This is a genomic window from Allobacillus salarius (assembly GCF_007559425.1).
GTDB lineage: Bacteria > Bacillota > Bacilli > Bacillales > Alkalibacillaceae > Allobacillus > Allobacillus salarius.
This window is the reverse complement of sequence record NZ_VMHE01000018.1, coordinates 22,847-48,690: the sequence shown is the minus strand read 5'-3', so window position 1 is coordinate 48,690 and position 25,844 is coordinate 22,847. Positions and strand designations below refer to the sequence as shown.

At 39.8% G+C, this 25,844-nt stretch carries 23 protein-coding genes; 16 read left to right on the top strand and 7 right to left on the bottom strand.

Going from position 1 to position 25,844, the window contains the following annotated elements; translation table 11 throughout:
• Window positions 1-492: 492 nt before the first annotated feature.
• Entirely contained in the window at window positions 493-1,308 is an 816-nt protein-coding gene (locus FPQ13_RS09780; RefSeq protein WP_144089157.1) for a hypothetical protein, read from the bottom strand.
• A 242-nt stretch (window positions 1,309-1,550) separates the two neighbouring features.
• Between FPQ13_RS09780 and FPQ13_RS09775 the strand changes: the two genes are divergently transcribed.
• The 13 genes from FPQ13_RS09775 to FPQ13_RS09715 all read left to right on the top strand — a co-directional run bounded on the left by FPQ13_RS09775 (window position 1,551) and on the right by FPQ13_RS09715 (window position 17,338).
• Window positions 1,551-2,141, top strand: a complete 591-nt coding sequence (locus FPQ13_RS09775) for a class D sortase (RefSeq protein WP_144089156.1) — start codon at window positions 1,551-1,553, stop codon at window positions 2,139-2,141.
• A gap of 352 nt (window positions 2,142-2,493) precedes the next feature.
• Window positions 2,494-2,760, top strand: coding sequence for a hypothetical protein (locus FPQ13_RS09770; protein WP_144089155.1), 267 nt, complete (start codon window positions 2,494-2,496; stop codon window positions 2,758-2,760).
• Window positions 2,761-2,930: 170 nt separating this feature from the next.
• Window positions 2,931-3,830, top strand: coding sequence for a sensor histidine kinase (locus FPQ13_RS09765; RefSeq protein ID WP_144089154.1), 900 nt, complete (start codon window positions 2,931-2,933; stop codon window positions 3,828-3,830).
• Between the two features lie 350 nt (window positions 3,831-4,180).
• Entirely contained in the window at window positions 4,181-6,814 is a 2,634-nt protein-coding gene (locus tag FPQ13_RS09760; protein ID WP_144089153.1) for a Cna B-type domain-containing protein, read from the top strand.
• Between the two features lie 12 nt (window positions 6,815-6,826).
• Window positions 6,827-8,413 carry a SpaA isopeptide-forming pilin-related protein gene (locus FPQ13_RS09755; protein WP_144089161.1) on the top strand — a complete coding sequence of 529 codons (1,587 nt, stop codon included), beginning with the start codon at window positions 6,827-6,829 and terminating at the stop codon, window positions 8,411-8,413.
• A 75-nt stretch (window positions 8,414-8,488) separates the two neighbouring features.
• Window positions 8,489-9,337 (top strand): class C sortase, encoded by an 849-nt coding sequence (locus FPQ13_RS09750; protein WP_144089152.1) that lies wholly within the window; start codon window positions 8,489-8,491, stop codon window positions 9,335-9,337.
• Window positions 9,334-10,056, top strand: coding sequence for a class C sortase (locus FPQ13_RS09745; protein ID WP_144089151.1), 723 nt, complete (start codon window positions 9,334-9,336; stop codon window positions 10,054-10,056). The genes FPQ13_RS09750 and FPQ13_RS09745 overlap by 4 nt, the downstream gene beginning before the upstream one ends.
• Before the next feature lie 32 nt (window positions 10,057-10,088).
• The gene (locus FPQ13_RS09740) at window positions 10,089-10,781 is read left to right on the top strand and encodes a response regulator transcription factor (protein ID WP_246065469.1); all 693 of its coding nucleotides are present in this window, start codon (window positions 10,089-10,091) and stop codon (window positions 10,779-10,781) included.
• Between the two features lie 105 nt (window positions 10,782-10,886).
• On the top strand, window positions 10,887-11,186 hold the full coding sequence (locus FPQ13_RS09735) for a hypothetical protein (protein ID WP_144089150.1): 300 nt from the start codon (window positions 10,887-10,889) through the stop codon (window positions 11,184-11,186).
• Window positions 11,187-11,234: 48 nt separating this feature from the next.
• Window positions 11,235-12,263 (top strand): nuclease-related domain-containing protein, encoded by a 1,029-nt coding sequence (locus tag FPQ13_RS09730; protein ID WP_144089149.1) that lies wholly within the window; start codon window positions 11,235-11,237, stop codon window positions 12,261-12,263.
• Window positions 12,264-12,579: 316 nt separating this feature from the next.
• Window positions 12,580-14,727 (top strand): DNA helicase RecQ, encoded by a 2,148-nt coding sequence (gene recQ / locus FPQ13_RS09725; protein WP_144089148.1) that lies wholly within the window; start codon window positions 12,580-12,582, stop codon window positions 14,725-14,727.
• A gap of 87 nt (window positions 14,728-14,814) precedes the next feature.
• A complete protein-coding gene (locus FPQ13_RS09720; RefSeq protein WP_186279643.1) occupies window positions 14,815-16,224 on the top strand; it encodes an alpha/beta fold hydrolase in 1,410 nt (469 codons plus the stop codon).
• A 16-nt stretch (window positions 16,225-16,240) separates the two neighbouring features.
• A complete protein-coding gene (locus FPQ13_RS09715; protein WP_144089146.1) occupies window positions 16,241-17,338 on the top strand; it encodes a hypothetical protein in 1,098 nt (365 codons plus the stop codon).
• Between the two features lie 323 nt (window positions 17,339-17,661).
• On the opposite strand, the gene FPQ13_RS09710 is transcribed toward FPQ13_RS09715, so the two are convergent.
• Both FPQ13_RS09710 and FPQ13_RS09705 read right to left on the bottom strand, forming a co-directional pair.
• Complete coding sequence (locus FPQ13_RS09710; protein WP_144089145.1) at window positions 17,662-18,069, bottom strand: VOC family protein; 408 nt, start codon at window positions 18,067-18,069, stop codon at window positions 17,662-17,664.
• A 35-nt stretch (window positions 18,070-18,104) separates the two neighbouring features.
• Window positions 18,105-18,284 (bottom strand): hypothetical protein, encoded by a 180-nt coding sequence (locus FPQ13_RS09705; protein ID WP_144089144.1) that lies wholly within the window; start codon window positions 18,282-18,284, stop codon window positions 18,105-18,107.
• A gap of 126 nt (window positions 18,285-18,410) precedes the next feature.
• Between FPQ13_RS09705 and FPQ13_RS09700 the strand changes: the two genes are divergently transcribed.
• Entirely contained in the window at window positions 18,411-19,427 is a 1,017-nt protein-coding gene (locus FPQ13_RS09700; protein WP_144089143.1) for a dipeptidase, read from the top strand.
• Window positions 19,428-19,469: 42 nt separating this feature from the next.
• Here the strand turns inward: FPQ13_RS09700 and FPQ13_RS09695 are convergent, their stop codons facing one another.
• Genes FPQ13_RS09695 through FPQ13_RS09685 form a run of 3 tightly spaced genes read right to left on the bottom strand, consistent with a single transcriptional unit; the run spans window position 19,470 to window position 22,497 of the window.
• Window positions 19,470-20,984 carry a tripartite tricarboxylate transporter permease gene (locus FPQ13_RS09695; protein ID WP_144089142.1) on the bottom strand — a complete coding sequence of 505 codons (1,515 nt, stop codon included), beginning with the start codon at window positions 20,982-20,984 and terminating at the stop codon, window positions 19,470-19,472.
• Between the two features lie 15 nt (window positions 20,985-20,999).
• A complete protein-coding gene (locus FPQ13_RS09690) occupies window positions 21,000-21,482 on the bottom strand; it encodes a tripartite tricarboxylate transporter TctB family protein (protein WP_186279642.1) in 483 nt (160 codons plus the stop codon).
• 46 nt (window positions 21,483-21,528) lie between these two features.
• On the bottom strand, window positions 21,529-22,497 hold the full coding sequence (locus FPQ13_RS09685) for a Bug family tripartite tricarboxylate transporter substrate binding protein (protein ID WP_144089140.1): 969 nt from the start codon (window positions 22,495-22,497) through the stop codon (window positions 21,529-21,531).
• Window positions 22,498-22,956: 459 nt separating this feature from the next.
• Here FPQ13_RS09685 and FPQ13_RS09680 point away from each other — a divergent pair, with 459 nt between their 5' ends.
• Window positions 22,957-23,286: a hypothetical protein gene (locus FPQ13_RS09680; RefSeq protein WP_144089139.1), complete on the top strand. Its 330-nt coding sequence runs from the start codon at window positions 22,957-22,959 to the stop codon at window positions 23,284-23,286.
• 1 nt (window position 23,287) lies between these two features.
• On the opposite strand, the gene FPQ13_RS09675 is transcribed toward FPQ13_RS09680, so the two are convergent.
• The gene (locus tag FPQ13_RS09675; RefSeq protein ID WP_144089138.1) at window positions 23,288-24,418 is read right to left on the bottom strand and encodes a glycerate kinase; all 1,131 of its coding nucleotides are present in this window, start codon (window positions 24,416-24,418) and stop codon (window positions 23,288-23,290) included.
• Between the two features lie 123 nt (window positions 24,419-24,541).
• Here FPQ13_RS09675 and FPQ13_RS09670 point away from each other — a divergent pair, with 123 nt between their 5' ends.
• Window positions 24,542-25,729 carry a benzoate/H(+) symporter BenE family transporter gene (locus FPQ13_RS09670; RefSeq protein WP_144089137.1) on the top strand — a complete coding sequence of 396 codons (1,188 nt, stop codon included), beginning with the start codon at window positions 24,542-24,544 and terminating at the stop codon, window positions 25,727-25,729.
• The last annotated feature ends 115 nt before the right edge of the window (window positions 25,730-25,844 follow it).

The following is a 25,844-nucleotide window of genomic DNA, read 5'->3' as shown; positions in this document are numbered from 1 at the left end:
CTTTCTTTGTATTATGATAATTGCAGGGTTCTAAGATTTTCTTTGCAATTCTCACTACTTTTATTTTGCACTATACAACAACTACTGATACAGTAGCTTCCATTATTAAATCACTATTTCTTAGTGTATTCGATAAACCTGCTGAAATAAAGGAAATGACTTATGACCCTGTTTGGAATTTAAGTTTTCCACTACTGTTCCTGATAATTGCTACAGTTTTATTTGGCTATGTTTTATTTCAATTAGTTTCATCAATTATTAGAGATGAAAATACAAAATTGTCCTATACATGGAAAACCACATTATCCTTGGCACTTATATTTATCGTGGTTAACTCTATTTTCAGGACACTTGGAATCTTGTTCTTAAACGTTATTTTCCTAGCAACAATAGTTTTTTTCATTTTCGGATTTATATATCTGGTTGTTAACATATTGGGGCCAGATGAAGAAAATGCCTAATCATTAGAGTGACAGTAGGGAAAGTATGGTTTTAACTTTTGATGCTCTTCTGGGATTTATCCTGGGAGAGTTTTATTCGATAGGTAGTTCGTTTTGGGAGGATAAATGAGTTTAGTAAATTCTTCATGTGACTATTGATGTTAAAATTCGTTATTAATAGCCAATCAATTAAACTTTCTAATCTCGAAGAATCACGGAGTAACCAAGATGGTATATTATTTGCGGAGCAAAACTCCTTCATGTAATTAAATTTTGTAGTTGTTAATCGATTAGGGCTACTCTTATCGATAATTGCCTTCTCATATAATATTTTTTTCATTTCTTTGGGAATAACCGAAGATTTAGATGTTTTATCTAATACAGATTTTGCCTTTTTGCTACTTGCTACTCGTCTAATGTACAAAGGAATTTTTCGATCTAAAATATAATAATTAACAGTATTTAATGCTATATTCGATGCTTTGGCTATTGTTTTTTCTGACAAATGATGTTCCTCTATTAGTTTCATAATCACTTCATTTTTTAATACCCAGGATGTATTCTTATCGACAAATACACAGTAAGTTAAAATATGTAAAAGTCGGGTTCGGTTGTCTGTTTTAGGATAGACAAGACAAGGGACCCGTTCTGCTGGTTGCGCCTTCAATAATGCTGAATAATATGAAAAACCTTCAATTAGTACATATTCTCCATTAGAAATTTCCTCAACAACAAGCGATATCGTTCTCCCTTTTCTTTCATTTTTCATAAAATGAACTTTTCTTTTCGCATTCTTCTCATCCTTTATTTCATCATGATAATACGTTTGAATATTTTTAGGGCAAATCATCATTGTCTTAGCTGTCATAGTTCTCACCTCAATGAAAGATATGCATGGTTATGTTTGTCCTATCACCCAAAAAATTACTTAATAAAGAAGGAATATGTCGGTTATTAGATGTTAAGAGGTAGAGGCCTAAGGAAAGGTGTTGTAATACCGTTTTTTACATTATTATAAAATGGTATAATAGAAAATATTGGTTATCTGAATAAGATGGTTTTAAAAATTCAATGAAAGCCCTAATTAACTATATTGGTAGGAGTTAGATGATGAGAATTCTTGGGAAGTTTTTAATTATCTTCGGTTTATTAGTTATCGGCATTGCTGGGTATCAAATATGGGATAATAAAGTTAGTGCAGACAAAGCCTTGGCTGAGGCTCATTTTATTTTGAACCAACAGTCGAGTGTTAGTGATTTAAGTAAGAATAAAGATGAAGCAAAGCAATTTACTGCTGACAAAAATGAAATTGTAGGAAAAGTTGAAATACCTAAGCTAGAGCGTGAAATAGCTATAGTTGAAGGAGCGAATGAAGATGCGTTAAAGCAAGGTGTTGGTCATGTAACAAGTACCGGCTTTCCTGCTCAAGGTAAACAAATCGTTTTGTCCGGACATAGAGATACCGTTTTTAGGGATTTCGGTCAGTTAGAAATTGGTGATCGATTCATTGTGCATATGCCATACGGTGTTTTCGAGTATGAAATTAAAGAGGAAGAAATTGTTCCGGAAGATGATACATCTGTCATTGGAAGGCACTCAGAGGAAGTACTAGTTGTCAGTACTTGCTATCCATTTCATTTTGTTGGTCCAGCTCCTGATAGATATGTAACCTACGCATATCCTGTTGATGAAGGTTCATAATTTTAAACGAGTCTAGATCCTTCTTATCAACATACTTGATGGTTCAGTGAGGTATAGAAGAAAAAATAAACAGCTTAATGTAAACCTACCCCTCTTATATGGAGAATTGTCTTTGGCACTATTAATTCTAATACTTCTACCATTTTATCTAAAGACCTATATAACAGTTGATTTCTTCCAATCCATTGTATATAATTAACCATAATTTAACTTTAAGGAAAAATATGCTAAATTAAATTCACAAAATAAAATATACACACTACTCGTCGTAGCCAATATCCAGTAACTCATAGCAGTACTTGATATTGGCATTTTTTGTGTTAAAGATGTCCATAGGTGCTGAGTTGTTAAATTGTACGGATGCTCAGCTGCTGAACGTCTTGTGTGTGGGCTAACTAACCCTGAAGGAATGCAATTTAACACTGAAGAAACGAGAATTAACCCTGAAGGAATGCAATTTAACACTGAAGAAACGAGAATTAACCCTGAAGGAATGCAATTTAACGCTGAAGAAACGAGAATTAACCCTGAAGGAATGCAATTTAACGCTGAAGAAACGAGAATTAACCCTGAAGGAATACAATTAACGCTGAAGCACCGAGAATTAACACTGAAGTAACATGAATTAACCCTGAAGAATCACAAATTAACACTGAACGATGACCTAACGGGACTTGAATAATAGAGAGGTAAATACATCATTATTTCATAAATACAACATGAAATCAGAGATCGATGCATAAGATGGGCTGGTTCCATACTAATTGTATTTAGAGAGGATGTTATTCCTTGAAAAACGAATCTATTTCCAAAAATGATATTCAATCAGTGAATGATACGAAAGGATTTCAAGAGCGTTTCAATCAACTTGAATTGGATATTGAAAATAAAAAGTTGCTTGAAGAAAATATCAAACTTACTTCTATGGTAAAAAAACTTCAACAAAAGCTTGAAGTGCAACGTACATACAGAGCGATGTTGGCACATGAAATCGGAACACCGTTGACGTTGATTCAAGGTTATTTACAGATGGTCAAGAACGGCGATATCCATCCAACGAATCATCCTTATCACGAATTGGCGTTCGAAAAGGTTGCGATGTTAAGTCGGTTGGCTGGTGAGCTACAAGAGTTATCGGTCATTGAAAAACAAGAAGCGATGGTTCGACTGGAACGGATGAATGTGTCTGATTGGTTAAAGCGCATCGAACGTTTCGGTTCGTTCATGGTTGAGCAGTCGGGCCGAACCTTTTATTGGAAAGCATTCGGTCGCCCACAAAATGATTTTGTTGTTTTTATGGATTTCTTTCGAATGGATCAAGTGTTTCAAAATTTATTGTTCAATGCGATTAAATTTACAGATGAAGATGATGGTTGCATCGAATTTCATATTTATTGGAAAGCGCCGAATCATATCAAGCTTGTCGTGCAAGACAATGGTGTTGGGATTGCAAAAGAAGATTTACCTTATGTCTTTAAACGGTATTACCGGGGAACGGAAGGTTCAAGTGGGTCGACAGCCCATGGTGTTGGGCTCGGATTGGCGATCGTTGAGGAGATTGTGCTTGCTCATGATGGCACTATTACTGTTCATAGTCATGAAGGGAAAGGCAGTTCATTTATAATCGAAATGCCGTTAAAAGACCAATCCGCTTCATTAGGTACCACTGACTATATAAATAGAAAGTAATTATAGCACTTTTAGTAGATATAATTTTTTTGAACCGTTTACGAATTCGTAAACGGTTTTTGTTGTGCAATTTCAATTTTTATTGCGATTGAACGTTTAGAGTGGTACCGGTTTTTCATGTTTATTTAAGGCGTATTTTTGGATTCGACAAAATAAAACTAAATATTCTAAATAATTTTATAACTCTTAACCTCGATTTAACCTTCACAACTTAGGATAAATGTAGTGCTTTTATCATAGTCATTTAAAAGGAGGTTTCGCTCTTCAAATAATCCAGTTTGTCGACATTGTTGCTTTCACCGGTGAAGATAACGTAAAACGTGAAATCTTTCTAGAAAGGAGGAAAGGAAATGCGCTATATTAAAGGAATTTCGATTATAACGATTGTAGTTCTCATCTTTCACATCTTTGGTCTCAATGCTGGCTTATTAGCTACTTCGGATCAATCGTCTTCAAATAAAGTAACCGTCGATTATGTTGCTCATTCGGACGAGGGCATTCAATGGAACTTGTCCATTGATGTAAAAACCGAATCCGAGAATGGCGAGGTTGAAGTCGAAGTCGAATTTTCACCAGGGCTGAGTCATGGGGCGATTGATGTATCAAACTCAATCGAGGTTGAACTAACGGCGACTGGTTATTTGCTGAAGTCATCGGGGGCATTCCAAGAAGAAGTTAAAATCACAACTTTGAGAACAGATGATCCAGTAGAAGTTTACAAATTAAATGCGATTGCTTCGTTTGACGAACAGGAGATTCGGGATTTTGCTGAGAAGGCGATTGAGCTGCCTGCTTTGGACCAATCAACTGAAGAGGAGTCGAACGAGCAAGCGGATGAATCTTCAATCGAAACAAAATCTGAGGAAGTAGAGCTTACGGAAAAGAATGATGAGTCGACGTCTGAATCTAAAGACAAACTTGAAGAGCAACCAAATACTAAGGATACTAAAGATGAAAAAACGGACCAAGATCAACAAGTAGAAAGAGATGAAAAGAAAGATTCATCTAAAGAAGACGAAAAGAAAAGTCAAGAAACAAATTCCAAAAGTGATGACACGATTGAAGAAATAGCATCCAAATCGTTATTTGTTTCCTTATCTACATCAGGTAATTACTTTTCAGGATCGAACGCAATCGTTGTACCTACAAGTTTAGTAGGTACATCCCAAAATGATCATACAAGGCCACATCGTCTATGGTCTAATGGAGGTACTGTTTATGTCGCTGTGAAATCAACACATACATTACAATTCATGACATTGAACGGTGTTACCTCTACGGATTTTGATGAATATAATCCTCTGGTGCCCATATATATAGACGGTGTTGAATATAATCCTAAAGATGGATTGAAAGGAAATACGAAAGATTCGCATTGGACTGTTTTTAAGTTTCCTTTGACTGACTTGAATTTAAACGACGATGGAATCTACACGTTCTTTATCAAAGGAATCGGTGGTGGACATGATGTAGGCGGAGATTTATTATTTGAAATTCCGAAAACAGATGTTACAGCAAATAAAGTGTGGGATGGCGGTACAGAACGACCATCAATCACCTTGCATTTATTAGTTTCTGCAGCAGGTGAAGCTCCTCATCAAATAAAAAACGCAACAGTGGATGGCAATGAAATCCCAGCTTGGCAATACACATGGGAGGAAGTACCTCAGTATGATCCCTATGGTAGAGAGTATATCTTTACTGCTGATGAAGCAGATGTACCGGTCAATTATGTGAAAAGCTTAGACGGATTAACCGTAACAAACACATATAACCCAGAACAAATAGATATTCACGTTACGAAAGAATGGATTGGTCCAGCGGCAGAAGCTGTGACCGTTCAGTTATTTGCAGACGGAACTGACACTGGAAGGACGTTGGTCTTAAATGAAGCGAATAATTGGTCGGACACATTCGCAGATTTGAATGTGTTCGATGACCAAACAGGGAACCAAATTTCCTATACAGTACAAGAAATAGATATACCTGGATATTCAAGTGACGTTTTGGGTTCAGTTGATAATGGATTTGTAGTCACGAATACGAATGATGAAACGCTGGATATCCAAGTTGCAAAAGAATGGGTTGGTCCAGCAGCAAACGAAGTCACGATACAGCTGTTTTCGGGCGGAGTTGACACAGGAGAAATGATAACGTTAAATGCGACGAATAATTGGTCAGGTGCTTTTGAAAATTTAAGAAAATATGATGAAACGACAGGTGTGAAAATAGACTATATCGTTCAAGAAGTAGCCCTCGAAGGTTATACATCTCATAAAACTGGTTCAGTTGAAGAGGGTTTTACTTTTACGAATACGAACGATGAATTGATTGATGTCGTAGTGACAAAAGAGTGGATTGGTCCAGAAACGGGTGAAGTGACAGTCAGTTTACTTGCAGATGGAACAGATACAGGCATAACAGAAGTATTAAATGAAGATAATCAATGGTCTGCTGTCTTTACTGGATTTCGAAAATATGATGATGAAACAGGAAATGAAATTGAATACGAAGTCATAGAGCTTAACGTTCCGGATGGCTATGAAGCTAGTTACCGAGCAGAAGATGGAGTGTTAATCGTTACCAACACTGCCTTATATGGTTCATTAACGATTTATAAAGTTGATGAAAATGGTGATCCACTAGCAGGAGCGATGTTTGAGCTCAATGGTTCGGATGGATTTTCCATGACAGGAACTTCAGATGAATTTGGGTTAATCATTTTCGACGAATTACCTTTGGGAGAGTATACGTTAACAGAAACGAAAGCACCAGAAGGTTATCGACTGCTTGAAGGTGAACGAACCATCTCCATTTCAAGTGATCAACTGCACGTAAATGAAACAATCGAAAACACGTTACAAGACTGGGAGATTCCGAAAACAGGAGGAATTGGAACAATAGGATTTTACGGTGTCGGAGCAATCCTCATGGCAACCGCTTTGTTCCTTTTGTGGAGAAGACGGAAAGAAAACAATGAATAGGGGAGAAGTTGAATGAAAAAATTAGCCACAACGTTAATCGCTTTGTTAATTTTTAGTTTGTTATTGCCTTTGAGCGTTGCGGGTGTAGAAAACCCGTACTCGCCTTCGTATGGTTCGTTGTTTATTCATAAATATGAACAAGAACCTGGAGCAGCACAAGGGGATGCTGATGGACGAGAGTTAACTGATCCAGTTGAGGGCATACCACTCGAAGGTGTGACGTATCAAATTATCCAGACGCACGAATACAACAAAGAATTTGATACTTGGACAGAAGTTACAGATGGATTTACGTCGACGAAAGTGACTGGTCCGGATGGAATAACAGGTTGGATGGAGATTCCACTAGGTAGATATAAAGTTCAAGAAATAGACGGACCAGACCATGTCAATTTAAATACTCAAGAATTTTTCGTAGATATTCCTATGACTGTTCAAGACGGAAGCGAATCATTCTACCACGTAAATATTTATCCGAAAAACGAAACAATCCGAAATGACGTTGAGTTGACGAAGAAAGATGGAAGTAATGACTTCTTAGGACTGCCAGGTGTCATATTCGAGCTGTACAGAGGGGATGACGACGAGTTAGTCGATGGTTCAGTTCCTTTTGTAACAGATGAGAATGGAAAGATCGTCGTAGAAAATTTACCTTATGGTGATTATTATTTCAAAGAGACGCATACACTTGATGGTTATGTCTTGGGTGATCAACGAATCGAATTTTCTGTAGAAGATAGTGACTCAGACATCACGGTCGAGGCGGTAAACTATCGGGAGCCGGATATTGAAAAAGACGTCAGTGTAGATACCAGCAACCGTGGAGAAGAAATCACTTACTCAATTACGATTGATGTACCAGGTGACATGTTTGAGTATACGAACTTTAAAGTAACCGATATTTTGGATGATGACTTAAGCTATGTCGATGGTAGCTGGGATGTGAATGGGGTTGATTCAAGTGCATTTACATTCAATCAAAACGGTCAAACGTTGACGTGGGATGTAAACGATTTTGCCGCATTTGAGTCGGTCAATCAAGTGGTCATCGAATTTGATGTCTTCATCTCAGAAGATGCAACGGCAAATGAAGCAATTTCCAACGAGGCATCTGTAGAATACACGAACAAACACGATCAATCTGGTGATAAAACAACTGACCCAGTAGATTTCTTACCGACTGCAGGTACGTTAGTTGTGGTTAAACAAGATGGGGATACGGAAGCGTTACTTGAAGGTGCTGAATTTAAAGTCGTTAACACGGACACAGAAGAAGTATTTACCGGCACAACAGATGAAAACGGTGAAATTGATTTCGGTGAACTCGACTACGGCGATTATGAGTTAATCGAAACAAAAGCTCCGATGTACGATGACGATGGTGTCATGAAGCCTTACAACAAATTAAACAACCCGATCAGCTTCTCCGTTAATGCTAATAAGAGCGATCATGTCATCACAGTAGATAACTACAAGTCCGGATGGGAATTACCGAAAACAGGTGGAATTGGTACATCGCTCTTCACTCTTATCGGTGCATTATTGATGGGAACAGCTTTAGTGATGTATATCCGTCATCGCAGAAATGAAACGGCTTAAATTTGATGGAAAGTTAAGAAGGGGACAATGCGTCTCCTTCTTAACCTTAATCTTCAAAGGGGAAAGGTGAGTGGTATGTTCCGAAAGTTCATCGTGGTAGCGGTATTTGTCGTCGGACTCAGTATCTTTTTTTATCCAATTATTAGTGATTGGTTAAATACACAGGAGCACCATTCATCGATTACCAAGCATAATGAAGCGTGGAAAAACATGTCCGATGAGAAAAAGGAACAGGAAAGACAGAAGGCTGAAGAGTATAATGCGGCGCTCCAAAATCAACCTGTATCGATTGAAGATCCTTTTGCTGAAGAAGTAAGTGGCGAAGTGGAAGAAAATCAGCATTATTTGAATGTGTTAGATATTGGGGAGGCGATGGGAAGTATTGAAATCCCCTCGATTGATGTTCGCATCCCGATTTATCATGGTGTCAGCGAAGATGTACTGAGTCAAGGAATCGGCCATATGCCGAATTCTTCCTTACCAGTTGGTGGGAAAGGTAATCATGCGGCATTAACAGGACATCGTGGTTTACCCAGTTCGAAGCTTTTTAGGAATTTAGATGAAATAAAAGTAAAAGATAGGTTTCAAATCCATACTTTAGGGGAAACGTTAACGTATGAAGTGGATGATATCCAAATTGTCCTGCCGACAGAAACGAGTTGGCTCGAATTCAATCCTACCGAAGACCTCGTTACGTTGATTACTTGTGAACCGTACATGATCAACACACACCGCCTTCTTGTGCGAGGTAAACGTATTCCTACTGAAGAAACAAAAGAAGCCGCCGCACTAATTACTCCAGATGGACCGATGATCGAAGCAGAGAAACCAATGTATCTACTGTGGATCGCTTTGTTAATTTTATTGATGTCGATACTAACGTATTGGTATATTCGACGTAGGAAAAGGTGGAAAAGACGATGAACAAGAAAAAAGGATTCATTGTCGGCCTATTTGCGATTGGAGTAATTGTCGTTATCTATCCTCACGTTGCACAATTCATCAATAATCAAATCCAACATACCTATGTAGATCATTTTCATGCTGAAGCGGATACCATCCCTACAACACTCAAACGAAAAAAGATTAACGATGCACGTGAATGTAACAATGCGATTTATCAGAATGACGAGGGACTCAGTGATCCATTCACCGAAGGATATAATCCACTTGATTATACACAGTGCAGCCAGGTGTTAAAGGAAAGAAGCTTAACCGCTGACACTCAAGGAAACACGACCGACATTGATACATTCGCAACGCTTGAAATCCCAAAACTTGGCTTACATATTCCGATTCTTCTAGGAGCGAGTGATTACGCATTATCTCAAGGAATCGGCCAAGTCGAAGGCTCATCTTTACCTGTTGGTGGACCGAATACACATACCGTACTGGCAGGCCACCGCGGAATGGGCACAAAGGAAATGTTTCGAAACTTAGACGAGCTGCAACCTGGAGATGTTTTTTATATTCATACACTTGATGAACGACTAGTCTATAAAGTTGAAGGGTCTGCTGTTATTTTGCCTCATGAAACAGACTCTTTACGGGTGAAGGAAGGAAAAGATTTAGCTACGTTGTTAACTTGTCATCCATACCGTTCCAATACTCACCGGTTAGTCGTCTATGGTGTTAGACGATAATAAAGGAGGAGAAGACGATCGGAAAACATAAGGTGTTGATTGTTGAAGATGACCGTGATATCCGTGAAATGACCGCACTTTATTTGAAGCAAAAAGGCTTTACTGTTTTTACTGCTGAAAACGGTGATGAAGCGCTGGAAATCATTTCGCACACCATCCCACAACTCATCTTATTAGACATTGAAATGCCTGGTCGAGATGGTTTCGAAGTTTGTCAGGAAATTCGTAAGCAATTAATTGTTCCGATTATTTTTATTAGCGTACGCAAACAATTGGTTGATAAACTCACCAGTTTTGAACTTGGCGCAGATGACTATTTGACAAAGCCATTTGACTTCGACGAACTAGAAGCAAGAATTCGGGCAAATATTAGACGCTACCATGTCAACCTTGCGAAAGGTGCCAAACGATTAAAATACGGAGACTTGGAAATTCATATCGACAACAAACTTTGCTACTTGAACGGTGAACTAATTCCGTTGACAGCGAAAGAAATGAAACTACTCATTCAGCTAGCTCAATACCCAAAACGAATTTGGAGCCACGATCAACTCTATGACGACATTTGGAGCATGGACGCGACCGGCAACATCCAAACCGTCAAAGTTCACATACGAAATTTGAGGAAGAAACTCGAGAAGTCGAACGACGTCAAATACATCCACACCGTAAGAGGCTTCGGCTATTCCTTTTCAATGGAAAAGAACGATCGTGCGAGCAGGTAGGCACTGACTTTGGTTGGTGTCTTTTTTTGTGGGGTTAGGGAGGATGCTGAAGTGTAACGACTAAACGCTGAAAGATTAGGGTTAATGTTGAAGGATTGCAAATTAATGTTGAAGAAGCTTGAATTAACGTTGAAGGATTGTAAATTAATGTTGAAGAAGCTTGAATTAATGTTGAAGGATTGCAAATTAATGTTGAAGAAGCTTGAATTAATGTTGAAGAAGCTTGAATTAATGTTGAAGAAGCTTGAATTAATGTTGAAGGATTGCAAATTAATGTTGAAGAAATCTGAATTAACACTGAAGTTGTGCGCATCTACACTGAAGCCATGCAAATCAACACTGAAGAAATACGTATTAACCCTGAAGCTTGAACACAGCCTATCAACCTACTTGTCATTTAACTAGAATTAGCTATACTTAAAAGTACAATAAAATAAAAGGAGCGATTGAATCTTGTCTACACGAAAGTTAACCCTCTATCCCTCTCCCCACATTCTCATGTTGCTAGCTTTGCATCATCGATTACCTGCTCATCATGAGCGCTATCCACAAATTCAGAAAAAGGTAAGCAATGAACTCGCTGGTTTCCACGGTGAAAAGCGACTGCTTTATCCACTTAGCAAATTTCCATCCTATTGCAAAATCTTGCCCAATGTCCGCCTCAATCTTCATTCGAATCATTTTCAAATGGATTTCATTTTAATCTCCTCTAAATTTATACTTATTCTCGAATCCAAATATTATAGTGATGACTTATTATTTGATGATACGGTGCATCAAGTGATTCAGACAAAAGGCGACGAATTTAAAGTCTTTGAAGACCCCGTTTTGCAAGCCGAAGAGCAAGCGTTTCAATTATCGAACTGGCTAGAACAATATGACATAAGCAAACTGCCAGTAGAATACTATGTCGTGATGACCAACTCCAACACGAGATTACGAATCGAATCCACAAATACTCATCACGCATCTCGCGTCATATCCCTTCAACGGCTACCTTCATTATTTCGGGAACTATCAAAGGAACACGCCAACCACCTCACCGTCAAGCAGATCAACCATCTTTCCAATCAAATTAAACGCCACAATGCTCCTTATCTACCAGACATCCTCAAGCAAAATCGAATCCAACCAAGCGAACTTAACCATGGAATTTTCTGCATAAATTGTGGAAACCTAGGCATGAAGATGATCAGACGTCGATGGCAGTGTACACGATGCAACTACCGTGACGCCTTAGCCCATGAAAATGCACTCAAAGACTATTATTTATTATATGGAAATGAAATAACGAACAGAGCATTTCGGAAATATACTGGGCTAGAATCAAATAGTACATCCCGAGAAATGTTAAAGAGAGCTGCTGTTAGTTACGGAGATAAGTACTTAAGAAATTATCAACTAACATACAACTTTCTAAGTGACGATTTCGATTACTTGTTTCAATTGAATAAGGTGATGAAAGAGAGGCTTGGAGTTTAGTTAAATTCAATGAATGTTGAAGACTAGTGAATTAATGTTGAAGCTCAGCAAATAAGTGTTGAAGCTTAGCGAATTAGTGTTGAAGCTCAGCAAATAAGTGTTGAAGTTTAGCAAATTAATGTTGAAGCTCAACGAATAAGTGTTGAAGCCTCAAAAATTAATGGAGAAGGTCGGTAGATTAATGTTGAAGTTTCTCATATCAACACCGAAGAAGGACGGATAAATCCTAAAGCATCGAAAAAATAGAGTTGTTATATTAATCTCACCCATAAATGCTACAATAAACATAGAATAGACTACTCAAGGAGGCCCACCCATGCCAACAAAACAACAACAAATTCTACAAACTTATTTCGGTTATGAGTCGTTTCGTCCGGGACAGGGGGAGACGATTGACTATATATTGAATCAGAAAAACACGCTTGCTGTCATGCCGACGGGTGGCGGGAAGTCGATTTGTTATCAGATTCCTGGCTTGTCGATGGATGGAACAGCGGTCATTATTTCTCCGCTCATTTCATTGATGAAGGATCAGGTGGATGCGCTGCAGTCGCTTGGCATTTCGGCAACGTTTATTAATAGTTCGCTTTCCTCAAGTGAATTGAGTGAGCGCATGCAGGAGATTCAAGCGGGTACATATAAATTCGTTTATGTTGCACCGGAGCGTTTTGAATCGGATTATTTTGTTCGTACGCTGAGAAAAATTCAGATTTCGCTCGTCGCGTTTGATGAAGCGCATTGCATTTCGCAGTGGGGGCATGACTTTCGGCCGAGCTATCGTTCGATTGTCCCGAATTTACAACGGATTCCAAATATCCCGGTGTTTGTCGCATTAACCGCTACAGCTACGGATGAGGTCATCTCAGATATTCAGCAGCTTTTACATATTGAAAATAACCATGTGATTAATACTGGTTTTGAGCGTGAAAACTTGTCTTTTCATCTGGTGAAGGGCAAGAATAAGTCTTCCTATGTCCGGTCCTTCATTGAAGAGCATCCGGATGAGTCGGGGATTATTTATGCGGCGACGCGAAAACAGGTGGACGCGTTACATAGTGATTTGAATGCACGTGGGTTAAACGTCGCAAAATACCATGCGGGTTTGCCTGAAGAAGAGCGGAAAAGTGCGCAGGCTGCCTTCATTCATGATGAAAAAACGATTATGGTGGCGACAAACGCATTCGGGATGGGAATCGATAAATCGAATGTGCGCTATTGTTTACATTATGCGATGCCGATGAATATCGAGTCGTATTACCAAGAAGCGGGGCGTGCAGGTCGTGATGGTGAACCGAGTGACTGTGTTTTATTGTTTTCACCACAAGATGTTCAGCTGCAGAAATTTTTAATTGAACAGTCAAATGCCGATGAAGCGGCGAAGCAAAATGAGTACCGTAAGCTTCAGGAGATGATTAATTATTGTCATACGCACGGCTGTCTGACATCGTTCATTTTGAATTATTTTGAAGGGGAGATGGCAAAAGAGCCGTGTGGTCATTGCAGTAATTGTACGGAACGCCAGGAGAAAACGGATATTACCGAAGAGGCTCAGATGATTTTGTCCTGCGTGAAGCGGATGGGTGAGCGATTTGGCGTTGGGATGACGGCGAAGGTTTTGAAAGGCTCCCGTGATAAAAAGATTAAGGACTTCCGACTGGATGGGCTCTCAACTTATGGCATTCTGTCGGCATATACCGAAAAAGAATTGACTGAACGCATTCATTTCCTCGTTGCCGAGCAGCTTCTTACGATGGTTGAAGGGCAATTTCCGACGTTGCGGCTTAATCAAAATTCTGTAGAAGTCTTGATGGGAAGGCGTCCGGTGGAAATGTTTGTTGCGCCGATTCCGACAAGTGAGGAAGCGGATTATGAGGAGGAGCTTTTCCAGGCGTTACGAGCACTCCGTAAACAAATGGCTGATGAGCGAAATGTGCCGCCATATGTCTTGTTTTCTGATGCCACACTCAAGGAATTAAGTCGCTATTTTCCGGAGACGCCAGAAAATATGCTTGAAATCAAGGGCGTCGGTGAGCGGAAGTTTGAGCAATACGGCGAAGCGTTTTTGGAGGTCATTCAAAAATGGCGAGCGGACAATCCGGATGTGAGGAAGCGGGTAAAGATTACAAGTTCTGGCGCACCGAAACGACGAAAGGCAAACCCACAAGACGACCGACCGAGCCATCTGATTAGCTACGAAATGTTCCGATCCGGCAAAACCATCAAAGACATTGCCATTGCACGTGAAGTGAAGTCAATGACCATCGAAAATCACCTGTTCAAAGCTTATCAGGAAGGACACCCGCTTGAATGGATCCTCTTTTTCACGGAGGAGGAAGAAGCGGAAATTTTGGAAGCCCGTAAGCAGATCGAGGAACCGAGGTTGAAACCTTTGAAGGAAGCTTTGGATGATCGGTATGATTATACGACGATTAAGGCAGTTTTGGTGAAGAATGGGTTGGGGTAGAAGAAACTTTCTGAGTTTATCCAGCAAATTTCAATGTCTATCAAACGCATTTCCAAGTTAACATACCTTTCTAAGGAGTTCAGTGACATGTATCAAATGGATCCGATTTTGAAACAGATTTTAGATATCCACCGGGCTCAAGCTGAAGATATTATTCAGCGAACGGCTTCAAAGCGAGTGAGAGATGCATTTGTGTCTTGTTGGAATTATTTTAACAACGGATCTATTAGTGCTTCTGTATCGGGTGATAAAATTCGGTTCGATGCAGATGAAATCATCCAAACCATAGATAAGTGGATCAAAGACTTTGAAGTTTGTAAGGAGGCAGAGATCGCGAAGCTGTATCGGATGGAAGATCCAAGTTATCAAGATCGATCCCGAGTCATAAATATACAAAATGATATTGATCATCATATTCGGTATATTTATCAAATGTTGAAAGGAAAAATAACTCAAATTGATATTGAATTCTCTAATGCTGCGCGAGCGTATCGTTCACCCATCCATCAAGCTTTGAACGATATGAATCGATTGTATAGTGAGATGAATGATATTAAGGGGCCTTTTAGTGGATTTAAAGATGTTTCGGTGTATATTCATGGGATTGAGGATAACGGAGATAGTTTTTTGGACTCCGCAAAGAAGGCTGCTAATATTGGTGACGTGCTTATTTATGAAAATCGGGATGGAGACATTAGCTATCATTTAGTTACCGAAGAAGGGATATTAGGTCCAGAGGTTATAAAAAGTATAGATGACTTGAAGAATAATAAAGAGTTCTCAAAAGATGCTCGTTTGCATCTTATTTATGAAACAGAATATAAAAATGAACATCGACAGAAAACAAGTGATGATTTAACGGATAAGTTAATTGAAATGGGTCTATTAAACGAGGAGACCAAACTCAATATGTTCGCTCATAGTTATGGTGGTAGGCGATCATTTCAGTTTGCTATGGATTATCCTGAAAACGTAAGTAGCATTACTACAATAGGAACACCTTACGATGAAAACCTTCTTAGTGGTTTAGCCAATACTTTTCCAACTATCGCAGGATTCATGAACAAGGTTTCTGATGAATATAGTGATTACTTAGACTTTAACACTCTTAATACTACAACCAATAATCAAATTAAATTTAGTAATGCATATACAGATATGACTAGTGAAGAAATGAAAGAAGATGTTAAAAATTTAAAGTCTGCAAACCCTGAGATATACAGTCAATTGGACGATATGGAGATTACAGCGGTAGCTGGGCGTGATTTCTACGAACGACCGTCGGGAAGACTAGGGACTAGCACAGTTAAATATTATGATTCACATGACGGCGCGGTCTCTATTACAAGTCAACATGCAGAGTCTTTAGGAAGTTTAATAGATCAGCGACCAACTTATGCTATTGAAGGAGAAAGCATTACTAATCCGGCTCACTCAAATGAGATTGAGAGCGAAGAATTTATCGAATTGATTAGAAAGGTTAACCTATCAAAGTAGTAGGAGTGAACATAAAATGAAAGTAAAATTTATTCTATTCATTACTTCCTTATTTGTTTTATCTGCTTGTACGAATAGTGCTGCGAGTAGCGAGTCTTACAAAGTCGGCTTACCAGAAGAATTCTCTCCTGCTATGTTGGAATTTTTGGCTACTTATTCTATGCCGATGTATTCTACTATCCACAAGCAAGATGAAGATGGTTTTACTTATTCTCATTTTAACGTGGAAAATAATCCTGAAAGAATAGATTATTTTATTACTTCTAAAAAAGAAGTAGCGAATCACTTTGCCTCATTAATACAATCAGATAATCAAGAGACTAGGTTTAATGAGCTAACTAAGGATTTTGAGTCCGTGATGGAACCTATCGAAGAATATCCGGAGATTGAATTGGGGGAAGATAATTTACTTACTCTTCGATCAGGAGATAAAGAAACATCTATTGAATTAGCTGAAAAGTTTAACTGGAATCCGGAAGATGAGCTGGTGGTTTCAATTCCTCGATTATCAGATAAGTCGATTTTTCTCCTACTTAAAAATACAGATGCTAGTGGAGAAAACAGGAATGGATATATTTTATTGAGTAAGGACCTTACTAGTTCTTTTGTAGTCGGAAACCGAGATTCTTTCCTTAAAAATTTGAATAATGGAGAGCTGAATGAATTTAAAGATTTATTGTTGCTAAATGAACAGTACGCCTTGATACCAGGTGATACCCATATCTTAGACTACGAGAATAAGACAACCCATGATTTGGATGCCACAAAGAACAAGATTAGTCGAGATGGTAAATATGTGTGGTTAGGTGGGAATAAAGAATCATTAAAGAAGGGCACTCACCAGCTACAACGAACTGAAGATTATATTGCGGGAAGTGAAGATTATTACGCAGAAATTCAGTTGGACTATGACGACATCACAGACGAACTACAAATTGAATCAGCTGGCGTTGATGCTTCGAGAATTGTTTACTTTAATGAAGGGCTAGTGATCTTATATTTACGTTTTAATTCCGCTATAACTGGGACAGCTGGAACAACGAATGTCATTTTTGAATTAAGTGAAGATCAAGAGAATCTAACATTCTACTTGGCAGATCTGGGACTGCAATAACTAGTGAACGGAGTTGTTCTGATTTATATGTCTTACGTGCTTTTGCTCTATAATCTTATCGTCCTCTAGCTTATCTTCAAAGGATATTACGGATATACCAGGTACTACGAATGTCATTATTGATTTACAAAAAACCAAGAAAATCCGACGTTTTATTTAGTAGATTTGGGATTGCAGTGAGGAGTGGGGTGTGGAATACTAAAAAGCCGACTTACTCCTCACTTTTAATTTGAAACTTATCTTCGTAATAATATATAGATTCATATTGAATTAAAGAAATTGCGAAAAAAATAACTTTATTCATCTTATTAGATTTGCTCATTTTAATCCGCAAAAGACCGATTCATCAACACAATTCGCCAACCATCAGGGTCTTCAATGGTCACGCCCTTTTCTTTCCAATACTCATTCTCCGGATCAACTTCCGGATAACCCATTTTCTCCAACCGGTGTGCTACATGATTAATCTCGCTTTTATCCGTGATATAGAAAACGAGTAGATTATCTTTCGTTGGTGCCGGACAGGGACTTCCATCAACATGTCGGGTGAATTCTAAATGATAATTCACTTCGGGTAAGCCAAAAATGACCCCTTCGTATCCTCGGTGACCCTGGAATTCGCCGATTCGTTTAAGGCCTAAGCCGTTTTGGTAGAAATCGATTATTTCTTCAAACTTGTCTGTTGGTCTGGCAATTCTTACTTGTGCAGCTGTAAAATCACTAAATTCCATTTCATTTCCCGCCTATCTGGTCTGTTTTACTACCCTTATTCTAATTGATTTTTCACATACCGTATATGTCCTTTGTGATAAATCTGTTTAAGCTCCATGCCTAGCCGTTTGACCTCAGCGGGAGACTTTGCTTCCTCGATCAAAAGCTTTAAAAATTCTGCGCGTTCATATTCATCCATTGTCAGCGTTACATTTTTCTTTTCGTTTTCACTCATCTATTTCCCTCCATCGTATTCATACCATATTTCTATGCGAATTTTCACACAAGGATGTGAAGGTCAGACATCGGACATCTATGTTATTCTGGAGTTGAGTTAATTTAGATAAGGACGTGGTTACAGATGAACGATTTGATTAAAGAAATTCATGAAGAAGCGTTTATTATTGATGCGCATTATGATTTGTTATTTGATGTGGTTGAGCAGCGAGCGCTCGGTCGGACGAAGGTGATTGAAACCGACCATTTACCGAATTTTAAAAAAGGTGGTTTTAACCTCATTATATCATCTATTTTCGTGGACGATGCGTTTATCCCGGAAATGGTGCTGCGTAAGGCGCTGAATCAGGTGAGCGCTTTGTATGCAGAAATAGATGAGTCACCGGATGAGTTGATGTTGTGTAAAAGCTACGAGGATATTTTAGAGGCGAAGCATGCCGGGAAAGTGGGCATTATGCTTTCGTTTGAAGGTGTGGAGCCGCTTCACCAAGACTTATCTTTATTGCGTGTGTTTTATGAATTAGGTGTCCGGTTTGTCGGCCTAACGTGGAGTCGCCGGAACTTCGCTGCAGACGGTTGCCATTTCACGATGGAAGAGGAAGACCGGGGTGGCGGATTGACGCAGTTTGGTGAGGCACTCGTGAAAGAAGCGGAAAGACTCGGTATGATTATTGACGTCAGTCACATTAATGACCGCGGCTTTGAAGATGTTATGCGGTTCACCGAAGGGCCAGTCATTGCGTCTCATTCCAATAGTCGGGAAGTCGGTTTGATCCCACGAAACCTGACGGATGAGCAGTTGAAGAAAATTGCTGAGCGTGGTGGCGTTGCAGGTATTAATATTTTGAGCCGGATTGCTTCCGGGAAAGCCGACCAGGGCGATGTTGAGTTGTTGGCCGATCATATCGAGCATTTTAAACAAACGGTTGGTATTGAACATATCGGGCTTGGGCTTGATTGTTGCGACATGCTCCGTAAATACTTCCCACCAAGCGATGATGGTGCTTTTGCTTTTGATATTCTACACCATCAAACCTTGGAGAAATTGACCGAGAAGTTGCTTGACCGAGGGTTTGAGAAAGAAGAGATTGTGAAGATCTATGGTGGGAACTGGTTGAAGGTTTATGGGAAGGTTTTTTAAATTAGAAAATCCCGACTGCACGGCCATGCAATCGGGATTTTTCTATGCTTGAGCTTTTTTCTTCGCATTTATCGTCTGCCAGATCGTAAACAAAATCGATAGAACGGTCAAAACTAAAAATGTTAATGAGATCGGACGGGATAGGAAAAGCGTCCAATCTGGGTCTGTCATGAATGCGCGTCGGAGATTTAGTTCGGCAATCGGTCCGAGGATGACTCCGATGATCGCTGGGGCAAGGGCGTATTTATATTTCGTAAATAAGTAGCCGATGATGCCCATCGCAAGCAAAATGTACAAGTCTGTCGTCCGGTTGTTCAAGACGAATGTCCCAACGACACATAGCACTAGAATGATTGGTACTAAAATATGCGTTGGCACTTGAGTGATTTTCACAAAGACACGCATACCTGCGAACTGTGTAAATAACATGGCGAGTGACGCGATAAAGAATGCAACGAAAATTCCACCGACGATGTTCGGTTCGTCAACAATTAATAGAGGTCCAGGTGTAATGCCGTGTACCATTAATGCGGATAGTAAAACAGCCGTTACAGCGGAGCCTGGAATTCCTAATGCGACGGTAGGGATCAAGTCACCGCCGACAGTCGAGTTGTTGCCGGCTTCCGACGCGACGACACCTTCTTCACAGCCCGTTCCGAATTTTTTCGGTTCCTTGGACCACTTTTTCGCTTGGTCATAAGCGACGATGTTGGCGATACTTCCACCTGCTCCGGGAATAGCGCCGATAATCGAACCGATCACAGAGGAGCCGATTAATGTCATCGGTTTTGAGATCACTTTTTTCAACGATTGAAACGGTTTTAGCGTGAATTTCATTTCCGAAGCATCTTCGTTCAACCGTTCGAGTCGGTCTTTTTCCAATTGGCTTTTTTCCAACGATTGCATTAACCGTGAAATAGCGAACATTCCGATCAATACGACCAAAAATGGAATGCCTGCACGAAGGACATCGAGGTCGAATGTGAATCGTGCGAAGCCCATAATCGGATCGGCTCCGACTGTTGAAATGAGCAATCCGAACAGACCTGCAATTAATCCTTTAATAATGGAATCTCCTGTGACACTTGCGATAATCGTCAATGCCAAACAAATAAGCGCGAACATTTCCCATGGTCCAAATTTTAATGCAAACTGAGAAACTTGTGGAGCAATCGTGACTAAAATGAACAAGCTGACAATCGAGCTTAAAAAGGATGCCCAAATTCCAATCGACAGTGCTTTACCCGGTTGTCCTTTTTTAGCCATCGGGTAAGCATCAAAAGTGGTCGCGACTGAAGAAGGTGTACCTGGTATGCCGAGTAGTGCAGCACTAATTAACCCACCAGACATTCCACCGACGAACACACCGATCATCGCGGCAATCCCTGTAACTGGCTCCATACCGAACGTAAGCGGTAAGGTCAACACAATCGCCATGGCGACGGTAAACCCTGGAATTAAACCGGCGATGACACCGACGACAACCCCGATAAAGATTACGAGTAAAATTTTTAGGTTAAGAATTTCACCAAATCCTAAGAATAGTAAATCGAACATAAACGGAACCCCCTCTTAGAAGAAAACGCCAGTTGGGAATCTGACTTGAAGAACACTTTGAAAAAAGAAATATAAGCTGATCGTTAAAATTATCGCGATGCTAGATACGGTTACAATACTCTTTTTCATCCGTGGTCCGATGACCATTGCTGTAACGATAATAAATAGAATGGAAGATAGAATGAAACCGATTAGTTGGATTGCTAAAATATAGATAAATAATAGAGCCAACGTAATGAAAACGAGTTGGTGTTCTTTCACTATGTAAAGCAGTTGTTGTTTGATGGACGTTTCGCTATTTTGTTTTCGCGCTTTGATCAATACGATTGTTTGTTTAATCGCTAAGATGAGTGACAGTCCACCAAGTAAAATCGCCACAAACTGAGGGAAAGAGCCTGCATCCAATTGGGATTCGTTCATGGATGGTAGGTCACCGCTCTGTGTGTAAATCAAAAAGGACAATACAACTAGTGCGAGTGCAACGATTAATTCACCCAAAATTCTTCCTCCTAACAAAGATAGAGGGAGAGGCTCCCTCTATGATTTATTCTGCTGCTACTTCTTCGATGATTTCGCTGATAATCTTATCTTGCTTGTCCAAATACTCTTTGTATTCTTCCGTGCCCATGAAGGTAACGCTGGATCCAGCATTCTCGACGGCTTCAATATAATCTGCGTCTTTGGCTGTTTCTTCAAACGCTTTTTCCAATTGTTCAATCACTTCTTCAGGTGTTCCTTCTGGTGCAACGTATCCACGGTTGATTCCCATCGTAATGTCATAGCCATTTTCTTGGAATGTCGGTAGATCAGGCGCTGTTTCAATTCGTTCATTTGTACCGATTGCTATGAAATTGATTTCGCCAGCTTTTACAAAATCAATACCAGATTTATAGTCGACGATTGCTGCGTCAATATGACCTCCAGCAAGTGCTTGAATGGCTTCACTAATTCCTTCGTACCCGACTAAGTTATGTTGGACGCCAAGTTCTTTCGCCATTTGCTCAACCCATACACGCGGGATTCCAGCAACCGTACCACCGAATTGAATCGTGTTGCTCTGTCCGTATTCAACTAATTCCTCTAACGTTTCAACACCTAAATCCGTTGAAACCGCAAGAATCTGGTCAGAAGACGACAATGAGGCGATCGGTTCAAAACTATCATAATTAATCTCTGTTACATCGGAATGATGGGCAACAAGTAACCCTTCATGAATCTGTCCAATATTGTATCCGTCAGCATCTTCCTTCGTTAAATCTTCCAAGCCGACAGTCCCGCCGACACCCGGCACGTTGACTGGTACGATATCTTCTCCGATATATTCGGCTGCATGTTCTGCAACGAAACGGCCTTCAATGTCACTTCCACCACCCGGTGACCAAGGAATCGTCATTTCAATTTCCTTTGAAGGAAACTCCTCTGCTGATTCAACTTTCTCTCCGCCACATGCAGCAAGTGATGCAACTGCCAATGGAACAATAGCTACCCCAATCATACGCTTTAGACCCTTCACATGAACCTCTCCTTTTTTGTTTTTATGTAATAAAGGTTTTCAAACAATTTGAACGTTTTAAAATAGTATATAAGATGTAGAAATGTCAGTCAAGACGTTTCTTTACTTACTTTTAAATGGAAAAAGTTATGAAAATGCTTACATTATGTAAAAGAAAACTGTGAAAGGGGTGTCGAAATGAGAATCAGAATGTTGAGTTATTTTGTGGTGTAGGAGAAGGAAGAGAGAATCCAAATGTGGTGGAGGTGTGGGTGAGCGTTCGAAAGGGAGCGCTAAGTGTTCAATGAGATGGCCTGCCGTTTAAAGATAACTTAGAAGCTATTCGATATGCGAAGGAGATCTTTATCCTTCGTTATTAAACCTAATCAGGTGAGCATTTCAATCTGACTTCTCGAATAAATTACCTGTAAATGGATATCTTATTTTGTAGTATTTATAAAAATTTATGGAGGCGACTAAATGGTTATTTCCGGTGTTATGAAACTTATAGGATCTGGAATGGAATTTTTTTTAGGTATTCCGGGAGTTGGAGGAGTATTCATTCTCTCGTTTGTATGGATTCCATTATTGTTTATGTTAATCTATCATATTGTTACATTGGTTCTAGCGAAGAAATCAGAACAAAGAATATGGGGGCCGGTTGTTGGGATTGTAGCTAGTACAATCGGAATAATTCCCGTTCTTGGTATGTTGCTGCATTGGGCCGCATTCATATGCTTATTGATTGATGGCATTTTAACATTGAATAAAGGTGCTAAAAGGTCACCAGAAACCACAAAGGTCATATAAGTTATCTTTTAGAAAAGGCCCCCACAAGTTTAATCATTTGTTTGGTTTGTTCGTAGAGTAAAGCTTCTACTTCATTCATACTTTCTTCTAATGTAAGCGGGCGATTCACAATAGAAAAGCAGCTAGTGAATACATTGTTTAACGATTTTTGGTCACTAGACAAACTGCCTGAAAGCAAAACGACGGGTACCCGATGTTTGTTGGCTAGTGAAGCGACAAAACCGGGTGCTTTTCCGTATAATGTTTGTTCATCGCTCTGTCCCTCACCTGTGATCACTAAATCTGCTTCTTGAATTTCTTTTTCCAAATGAATTGCCTCACCAATTAATTTTGCTCCTGAATTGAGCTGGCCGCCAATTGTTAGTAAGGCAAAACCTAACCCACCAGCAGTACCAGCCCCAGGTATGTTTTGATACGATTGACCGAGATTGTTTTCGATGATATTGGCATAGTGATGGAGTGACTGATCATATTGTTTTACCTGTTGATCGGTTGCTCCTTTTTGAGGGCCGAAAACGACACTCGCTCCTTGGTCGCCGCAAAGAGGGCTTGTTACGTCACATGCGACTTTGATGTCGACATCCTTCAAACGTTTATCCATATGTTCAAAACTAATGCTCTGAACATGATGCAAATTCGAACCATATCCGCTGAGTGGCCGGCCATCCTTATCCCATGCTTTCATTCCTAAAGCAATCAGCATCCCTAAACCGCCATCATTCGTAGCACTTCCTCCAAGTCCAATCATGATTGACTTCGTACCTCGGTCCATGGCATCTAAAATGACCTCACCCAATCCATACGTCGTTGTATGATCTGGATTTCTTTTCTGTGTTGGCACAAGCGTGAGTCCAGCAATCTCAGCCAGCTCAATGACCGCTTCGTTTGAATTAAAAAGGATGTAAGAACTATCGATCGGCTCACCTAACGGCCCGGTACACTGTACGTTCACTTTCTTTCCTTCCCTCGAAGTTAACATGGCCTCAATCGTACCTTCTCCGCCATCAGCCATCGGTTTGGAAACGACGGTATAAGAATGGTCGACATCTTTAATGGCTCGTTCCATCACTTGAGTCACTTCGCTTGAAGACAAGCTTCCTTTGAATGAATCAGGTGCCAATACGATTTTCATAGAGGGAGTCTCCTTTTTTCTGTTACCTTTTGCTTGATTCTATCATATTTAATATTTATTCAGAATTGTTGAGAAACATCGTGCTATAATAAGAAGCATGATATAAAAAGAAGGACTTGCCTTATGAGATGGAAAGAGTTATTTAACTACAATTATATGATATATGGCGTATTAGCCGGAATCTTAACGGCTATCGTTCCAACAATGGTTATATTCGAGGTTAGCCAACAGCTTGGCTGGTCAAGCGAACTCATAAAAAATTGGATCTTTGGAGCGATCGTTCTTGCAGGTATCGCAGGATTGATTCTTTCTTTAACAACAAAGCTTCCGTTAAACGTGTCTTCTTCGATACCAGCGGCAGTGTTTGTCGGTTTTACGGTGCATCGATATCCAATAGACGAAGTGTTTTTCGCTTTCAGTATGGCTGGTGTTGTATTGATTCTCATCAGTATATTTAAACTGTACCGGCGAATCGAGCGCTTCATCAAGCTTGAAATCGTGATGGCGATGTTTTCTGGAACCATTATTTACTATGTTCTTTACATCGTGGAAGTTACGGCGAGTCATATTGAGTGGGGGATCATCGGCATAGCCACATTTATCCTTGCAACAAAATTGTTTCCGAAATTCCCTGCAGCGATTGTCGTGTTCTTTGTTTTGTCTTTGACGTTATTCGTCGATGGAACACTTAACTCGAGTTCATTCGGATCGGTATCATTCAATCTTTTCCCAACGGTTGGGCCTGTTGCTGGCAGTTTGGAGGTCATATTTACCGTCTCTATTCCGCTAGCAATCATTAGTTTATTTGGTGAGGTAACGATTGGAAATTCGATCTTAAAGGCAGAAGGATATCAAACGAATATGGATTTATCGATTATGGTTTCTGGAATTGCAACGTTTTTCGGCGGATTTTTCGGAAGTCATAGTGTAACAAGTGCAGGTGCACCGGTTGCTGTCCTTTCAGACCCGGCCGTCGGGGAGAAAGACAAGCGTTATTATGCAGCCGTTTGGGCATCCATTTTTGCGCTTATCTTTGGTCTTGTCAGTTACCCTGCAATCGGCATTTTGATGGTTTATCCAACGAGTATTTTGAAATTCTTAGTCGGCCTACTGTTATTACCTATTTTGATCAAGACATTTACGATGTCGATTGGAAGCGGTAAATTCAAATACGCAGTCATGGTCGCCTTCCTAATTCCTCTTGCAAATATCACGATTTTCGGGATTGGCGCACAGTTTTGGGCGTTAATCTTTGGTGTGATGGTAGCTTATTTGATGGATGGGGAGGATGTGAGACGGGATAGGATTTGAAAACAAGCTTAAAAACTACCCTGGAAAATATTGGAGTTAGTTTTTTGTGTTGAGTAGGTTTCAGATTAGGTTGGGCTCATATATTTTGATTTATGGAGCACAAATTGGCAATTGG

What these genes read in the sequence shown, in the direction of transcription:
- FPQ13_RS09780 (WP_144089157.1), bottom strand. Translation starts at nt 1,308, where the DNA reads ATGACAGCTAAGACAATGATGATTTGCCCTAAAAATATTCAAACGTAT.
- FPQ13_RS09775 (WP_144089156.1), top strand. Translation starts at nt 1,551, where the DNA reads ATGAGAATTCTTGGGAAGTTTTTAATTATCTTCGGTTTATTAGTTATC.
- FPQ13_RS09760 (WP_144089153.1), top strand. Translation starts at nt 4,181, where the DNA reads ATGCGCTATATTAAAGGAATTTCGATTATAACGATTGTAGTTCTCATC.
- FPQ13_RS09755 (WP_144089161.1), top strand. Translation starts at nt 6,827, where the DNA reads ATGAAAAAATTAGCCACAACGTTAATCGCTTTGTTAATTTTTAGTTTG.
- FPQ13_RS09750 (WP_144089152.1), top strand. Translation starts at nt 8,489, where the DNA reads ATGTTCCGAAAGTTCATCGTGGTAGCGGTATTTGTCGTCGGACTCAGT.
- FPQ13_RS09745 (WP_144089151.1), top strand. Translation starts at nt 9,334, where the DNA reads ATGAACAAGAAAAAAGGATTCATTGTCGGCCTATTTGCGATTGGAGTA.
- FPQ13_RS09735 (WP_144089150.1), top strand. Translation starts at nt 10,887, where the DNA reads ATGTTGAAGAAGCTTGAATTAACGTTGAAGGATTGTAAATTAATGTTG.
- recQ (WP_144089148.1), top strand. Translation starts at nt 12,580, where the DNA reads ATGCCAACAAAACAACAACAAATTCTACAAACTTATTTCGGTTATGAG.
- FPQ13_RS09720 (WP_186279643.1), top strand. Translation starts at nt 14,815, where the DNA reads ATGTATCAAATGGATCCGATTTTGAAACAGATTTTAGATATCCACCGG.
- FPQ13_RS09715 (WP_144089146.1), top strand. Translation starts at nt 16,241, where the DNA reads ATGAAAGTAAAATTTATTCTATTCATTACTTCCTTATTTGTTTTATCT.
- FPQ13_RS09710 (WP_144089145.1), bottom strand. Translation starts at nt 18,069, where the DNA reads ATGGAATTTAGTGATTTTACAGCTGCACAAGTAAGAATTGCCAGACCA.
- FPQ13_RS09705 (WP_144089144.1), bottom strand. Translation starts at nt 18,284, where the DNA reads ATGAGTGAAAACGAAAAGAAAAATGTAACGCTGACAATGGATGAATAT.
- FPQ13_RS09700 (WP_144089143.1), top strand. Translation starts at nt 18,411, where the DNA reads ATGAACGATTTGATTAAAGAAATTCATGAAGAAGCGTTTATTATTGAT.
- FPQ13_RS09695 (WP_144089142.1), bottom strand. Translation starts at nt 20,984, where the DNA reads ATGTTCGATTTACTATTCTTAGGATTTGGTGAAATTCTTAACCTAAAA.
- FPQ13_RS09680 (WP_144089139.1), top strand. Translation starts at nt 22,957, where the DNA reads ATGGTTATTTCCGGTGTTATGAAACTTATAGGATCTGGAATGGAATTT.
- FPQ13_RS09675 (WP_144089138.1), bottom strand. Translation starts at nt 24,418, where the DNA reads ATGAAAATCGTATTGGCACCTGATTCATTCAAAGGAAGCTTGTCTTCA.
- FPQ13_RS09670 (WP_144089137.1), top strand. Translation starts at nt 24,542, where the DNA reads ATGAGATGGAAAGAGTTATTTAACTACAATTATATGATATATGGCGTA.